This is a genomic window from Nocardioides ginsengisoli, from assembly GCF_039537225.1.
Lineage (GTDB): Bacteria > Actinomycetota > Actinomycetes > Propionibacteriales > Nocardioidaceae > Nocardioides > Nocardioides ginsengisoli.
Genome location: NZ_BAABAC010000036.1, coordinates 1 through 5,399, shown reverse-complemented (window position 1 = coordinate 5,399; position 5,399 = coordinate 1). Strand labels below are relative to the sequence as shown.

Sequence of the window (5,399 nt, the reverse complement as noted above, 5' to 3'; positions counted from 1 at the left end):
GTACCGGAGCCGGCGACGGCCGGCTCCAGCGACGACGGCCTGCGCGCCACCCCGCTCGTCCGACGGCTCGCCCGCGAGCTCGACGTCGACCTCGCCACGGTCAGCGGCAGCGGTGTGAAGGGCCGCGTCACCAAGCAGGACCTCCTCTCCCACTACGAGCGCGGCATCGCCCCCGCGGCCGGTGCAGGCGCCGCGTCCGGCGCGGGCATCCCACCGGTGCCCGAGGTCGACTTCGCGAAGTTCGGCCCGGTACGCCGGGTCCCGCTGTCGCGGATCAAGAAGCTCTCGGGCCCCCACCTGCACCGCTCCTGGCTCAACGTCCCCCACGTCACCCACTCCGACGAGGCCGACATCACCGACCTCGACGCCTACCGCCGCGAGCTCGACGAGGCCGCGCGCGCCGAGGGCTACCGGGTCACGCTGCTGAGCTTCCTGCTCAAGGCGACGGCCGTCACGCTGCGGAAGTTCCCCGACGTCAACAGCTCGCTGTCCGGCGACGAGCTGGTGCTCAAGGACTACGTCCACATCGGCGTCGCCGTCGACACCCCCGACGGCCTGGTCGTCCCCGTCGTCCGCGACGTCGACCGCAAGGGCGTGCTCGAGCTCAGCCACGATCTCGCCGACCTCTCGGCCCGCGCCCGCGACGGCAAGCTGACCGCGACCGACATGCAGGGCGCGACGTTCACGATCAGCAGCCTCGGCGGCATCGGCGGCACCGCGTTCACGCCGATCGTCAACGCCCCCGAGGTCGCCATCTTGGGCGTCGTCCGCTCGAAGATGGCGCCGGTCTGGGACGGCGAGACGTTCGTGCCACGGCTGATGCTGCCGCTGTGCCTGTCCTACGACCACCGGGTCATCGACGGCGCACTGGCCGCGCGGTTCACCGCACATCTCGCGCACCTGGCGTCCGACGTACGGCGGATCGCGCTCGGCTGATCGGGGCACGGTCGTACCGGACGAACTGGTCGCGGTCGAGGCCGCTTGACGACCAGTTCGTCCGGTACGACGCTGGGTCAGCCGCGGTGGAACCGCACGCCCTGCCCGGGCCGCAGCTGCGCCACCATGGGTAGCGCCCGGGCGCGGACGACGGCGATCACCGGGTAGCCGCCGGTCACCGGGTGGTCAGGGCCGAAGACGGTGAGCCGACCGCCGGGCGGCGCTTGCAGCGAGCCCTCGACGACGCCCTCACTGGTCAGCTCGGACCGGATCCGGCGCGGCATCGACGGCCCGTCGAGGCGGACGCCGATCCGGTCGGAGTCGGGCGTCACCTCGAACCGGCTCCGGAACAACATCCGCAGTGCCTCGGGCTCGAACCAGTCGTCGCGCGGGCCGATCCGCACCGGCAGCCGGACGTCCTCGTCGGGCATCGGCGGCGGCGGCGCGACCACCAGGTCGGTCGTCGGGCGGGGGTCGGTGGCGAGCCCGACGTCGAGCACAGTGCCCGCGGTCAGCGGCGCCGGGCCGATGCCCGAGAGCAGGTCGGTCGAGCACGAGCCGAGCACCGGGGGGACGTCGAATCCGCCGCGGACCGCGAGGAAGCTGCGCAGCCCCTGCCGCGGAGTGCCGAGCGCGACCTGCTCGCCGGCGCCGACCGCGATCACCTCGTGGGTCCAGCGCCTCCGCGCACCGACCGTGACGGACAGCGGGGCCCCGGTGACCGCGATCAGGCACGGCCCGTCGACGGTCAGCACGAGGCCTCCGTTGGTGACCTCGACGACCGGCGCGCTCTCGTCGTTGCCGAGCATCCGGTTGGCGAGCCGCATCGCGACGGGGTCGGCGGCGCCCGACCGGCCGACGCCGAGGTGGGCGTAGCCGGTCCGGCCGAGGTCCTGGACCAGCGCGAGCAGCCCCGGCTCAACGACGGTGACCCTGCTACGGCCCGTCATCCGGCCACCTCGACGAAGCGGACCTCGTCACCCGGCAGCAGCAGCGACGGCTGGACCGCGTCCGTGTCCCACATCGTCGCGTCCGTGTGGCCGAGCAGCTGCCAGCCGCCGGGCGAGCGCCGCGGATAGACCGCGGAGAACCTGCCGGCGAGCGCCACCGCCCCCGCCGGCACGTCGACCCGCGCCTCCGCGCGCCGCGGCACATCCAGCCGCGGGTCGCCGTCGATCAGGTAGGCGAAGCCCGGCGCGAAGCCGCAGAAGCCCACCCGCCACGGCGTTCCGGTGTGGGCGGCGACCACCTCGCGCTCGCTCATCCGGACGTTCCGGGCGATCCAGGCGAGGTCGGCGCCGTCGTACCGGACCGGGATCTCGACCACCCGCGACGACTCCACCGCCGCGTCGGACACCTCGATCTCCCGCAGCCGCGCCTCGACCGTCGCCGTCGCGCCGAGGCGCGGATCGACCACGACGAGCAGAGTGTCGAGCGCCGGGACGATATCGACGACGCCGGTCAGACCGGCGGATCGGACGGCCACGGCGAACGCGTGCACCCGGCGGTTGTCGCCGAGCTCGAGCAGGAGGCCGGTGTCACCGCACGTGCGTACGACCGGGGGCATCGACCTCACGACCTGATTATGGACCGACGTGAGCACCCGCCATCGCGGCGATGTCGAGGTCCGGGCCCGGCCCACGGGCCGACGGTGGCTCAGCGAGCGGTGGCTGCCGCACGGGCCACGTGCACGCCCGGACGACGGCCCGCCCACGGCATCGCCTGCTCGAGCTGCGCGGCGACGCGGATCAGCAGCGACTCGCCGTTCGACGGCGCGGCCAGCTGGACGCCGATCGGCAGGCCCTGCGCCGACTGCCCGAGCGGCAGGCTGATCGCGGGCGCACCGGTCTGGTTGAACACCGACGTGAACGAGCAGGCGTCGAAGATCCGGTTCGTCCACTCCAGCGCGGTCAGCTCGGCGTTCGCGTCGAGGTGGCCCAGCGGCAGGGCGGGCGTGTTCATGGTCGGGGTGAGCAGCAGGTCGTAGTCGCCGAAGAAGCGGCCCATCTCGCGGGAGAGCGCGTTGACCGAGTCCAGCGCGGAGCAGATCTCGAGCCCGGAGATGGTGCGGCCGTGCTCGACGCACGCCCACGACGTCCGCTCCAGGTTGTCCGGCCCCGCGGTGCGGCCCGTCATCGCCTCGATCGCGCCGACCGAGCCGGCCAGGAAGGCGCACCAGAGCACCAGGTTGGTCTGGATCAGGCGGTCCCAGTCGATGGTCGGCGTACGACGGTCGACGTGGTGGCCCGCCGCCTCCAGGGTCGCCGCGACCGCGTCGACCGCGGCGGCGACCTCCGGGTCGACCGGCGTACCGGCCCACGACTCGGTGTGGACGGCGATCCGCAGCCGGCCCGGGTCGGCGCCGACCTCCTGCGACCAGGGGCGCTCGGGCGGCGCGATGACGAACGGGTCGCCCGGGAGCGGGCCGGCCACCTCGTCGAGCACGGCGGCGGTGTCGCGGACGGTCCGGCTCACGACCAGCTCGCAGCCCATGCCGAAGAGCGCGTCGCCGGCATCCGGTCCGACGGAGACCCGGCCGCGGCCGGGCTTGAGGCCGACCAAGCCGTTGCAGGCGGCGGGAATGCGGATCGAGCCGCCGCCGTCGTTCGCGTGCGCGATGGGGACGGCCCCCGCGGCGACCAGCGCCGCCGAGCCGCCACTGGAGCCGCCGGGGCTGTGCGCGGTGTTCCACGGATTGCGCGTCGAGCCGTAGGCGAGCGCCTCCGAGTTGCCGTTGAAGCCGAGCTCCGGCGTGGTGGTCACGGCCAGGGTCGCCAGGCCCGCGGCACGGAAGCGCTCCATCAGATGCGTGTCGGTCGGCGGTACCAGGCCGTCGCCGAGCAGCCGGGTGCCCATCCGGGTCGGCACGCCGGCCGCGTGCAGCACCAGGTCCTTGATGGCGAACGGGACGCCGGCGAACCGGCCGTCGGCCGCGTGGTCGAGGGGCTTCTCGAACGGACCGTGAGCCACGGCGTTCAACTCCGCGACGGCGTCGATCGCCTCGGTCGCCACCTGCGCGACCTCGTCCGCGGTGACCTCGCCCGCCGCGATCGCGGCGGCGAGGGCGGTGGCGTCCAGCTCGGCGTACTCATCGATTCTCATCGGCGCTTCCTTCTGTCCGGTCGGGATCGTCGGCCGGTCGGCCGACTCGCCACGGAACGTAGGCAGCCACCGCCCGCGGGCACATCGGCGGAAAAGCCGTTCCGCCGTTCGGGGCGGAGTGCATCCCTTGACAGTCCCCGGGCCGACGCCGAAAACTTCGTACCCGAACGAGAGGTTGCTCATGGCCGTGAACCTGCAGTGGTGGACCCGGCTGGCCGGGGACGTCCGAGCGGCCGGCCGCGGCGACATCGCCGTCGAGACGCCCCTCCTCGCCGTCCGCGACCAGCTCGGCTTCGACTGCGCGGCGCTCTTCGCCCGGCACGCGCCGGTCGCCAACGTCGACTATCCGGCAGATGCGCTCGCCTATCTGGCGTCCACCTACAGCCGGACCTGTCCCGTGCACCAGCTCGTCGTACGGCGGGGCCTGCCGATGCGGATTGCGGACGTCCCCGTCGACCTGCGCGAGACCCGGACGTACCACGAGGTCATCGCCCCCAACCACTTCGGCGAGGGCGTCACGCTGCCTCTGGGGGACGCCGGCTTCCTCACGCTGAGCTCGCTGCACGCCCGGCCGCTCGACGAGCATTCCCTGCTGGCGCTGGCGATGCTGGCGCACGACCTCGCCGGGATGATCGACCCCGGCGCCGACGGCACCGCCGCCGAGGTGGTGCTGTGGCTGTCGGGCGACAAGCTGGTGGCACGGGCGGGCGACCCCGCCCGCTCGCCGCTCACCGCCGCCGAGCTGCGGCTCGCCGCCCGCGCGAGCACCGGACGGCGCGACGGCGTCCGCCTCGCGCACCGGGCGCTCGACGGCGCGTGGTGGTGGGTGCGCGCCGTAGCTCGGCCACAGGGGGCACTGGTCCGTATGGGACGGGGGCCGATCCTCGGCGACCTGACCAGCCGTGAGCTCGACGTCGTCGGACTGGTCGCCCGAGGCTGGTCGAACGAGCGGATCTCGCAGGCCCTGGGCATTGCGGTGCGCACCGTGCGCAGCCACGTCGAGTCGGCGATGGCCAAGCTCGGCTGCGCGAACCGGACCGCCCTCGCCCGCACCGCGGTCGAGCACGACCTCGACTCGATCGACGCGCTGCGGGTGGCCGCGGGCGGTGGTGGCGGGGCAGGCTGAAGACGCCTCCCGAGGGGCACCGGATCGGGGCCCACTGAAGGTCGCGGTATGCGGGGCGCCAGGTTCGTTTTACCGATGGCGTGGTGGCGCGCCGCTGTGGTGGAGGTGGTGGGTTGCGGGTCGCGTGTTGCTTTGCGGTCGCTTCCGGTCAGCCCCTGTCCGGCGGTGGATAGGTGGGTGCGCTGGTTGCGTGTCTCATGTTCGGAGGGGGTGGGTGCCTCGGTGGTCGACCTGC

At 73.7% G+C, this 5,399-nt stretch carries 5 protein-coding genes; 2 read left to right on the top strand and 3 right to left on the bottom strand.

The window, feature by feature from the left end; translation table 11 throughout:
* On the top strand, positions 1–936 hold a 936-nt coding region (locus tag AB4880_RS18440; RefSeq protein ID WP_367920689.1), incomplete at its 5' end, for a 2-oxo acid dehydrogenase subunit E2.
* A gap of 77 nt (positions 937–1,013) precedes the next feature.
* Here the strand turns inward: AB4880_RS18440 and AB4880_RS18435 are convergent.
* The 3 genes from AB4880_RS18435 to AB4880_RS18425 form a co-directional block, all read right to left on the bottom strand.
* Positions 1,014–1,886, bottom strand: a complete 873-nt coding sequence (locus tag AB4880_RS18435) for a 5-oxoprolinase subunit C family protein (protein ID WP_367920688.1) — start codon at positions 1,884–1,886, stop codon at positions 1,014–1,016.
* Positions 1,883–2,503: a 5-oxoprolinase subunit B family protein gene (locus AB4880_RS18430; RefSeq protein WP_367920715.1), complete on the bottom strand. Its 621-nt coding sequence runs from the start codon at positions 2,501–2,503 to the stop codon at positions 1,883–1,885. The genes AB4880_RS18435 and AB4880_RS18430 overlap by 4 nt, the downstream gene beginning before the upstream one ends.
* Positions 2,504–2,592: 89 nt before the next feature.
* Positions 2,593–4,038, bottom strand: a complete 1,446-nt coding sequence (locus AB4880_RS18425; RefSeq protein WP_367920687.1) for an amidase — start codon at positions 4,036–4,038, stop codon at positions 2,593–2,595.
* A gap of 181 nt (positions 4,039–4,219) precedes the next feature.
* Here AB4880_RS18425 and AB4880_RS18420 point away from each other — a divergent pair, with 181 nt between their 5' ends.
* The gene (locus AB4880_RS18420; RefSeq protein ID WP_367920686.1) at positions 4,220–5,164 is read left to right on the top strand and encodes a helix-turn-helix transcriptional regulator; all 945 of its coding nucleotides are present in this window, start codon (positions 4,220–4,222) and stop codon (positions 5,162–5,164) included.
* Positions 5,165–5,399: the final 235 nt, after the last annotated feature.

What these genes read in the sequence shown, in the direction of transcription:
- AB4880_RS18435 (WP_367920688.1), bottom strand. Translation starts at nt 1,886, where the DNA reads ATGACGGGCCGTAGCAGGGTCACCGTCGTTGAGCCGGGGCTGCTCGCG.
- AB4880_RS18430 (WP_367920715.1), bottom strand. Translation starts at nt 2,503, where the DNA reads ATGCCCCCGGTCGTACGCACGTGCGGTGACACCGGCCTCCTGCTCGAG.
- AB4880_RS18425 (WP_367920687.1), bottom strand. Translation starts at nt 4,038, where the DNA reads ATGAGAATCGATGAGTACGCCGAGCTGGACGCCACCGCCCTCGCCGCC.
- AB4880_RS18420 (WP_367920686.1), top strand. Translation starts at nt 4,220, where the DNA reads ATGGCCGTGAACCTGCAGTGGTGGACCCGGCTGGCCGGGGACGTCCGA.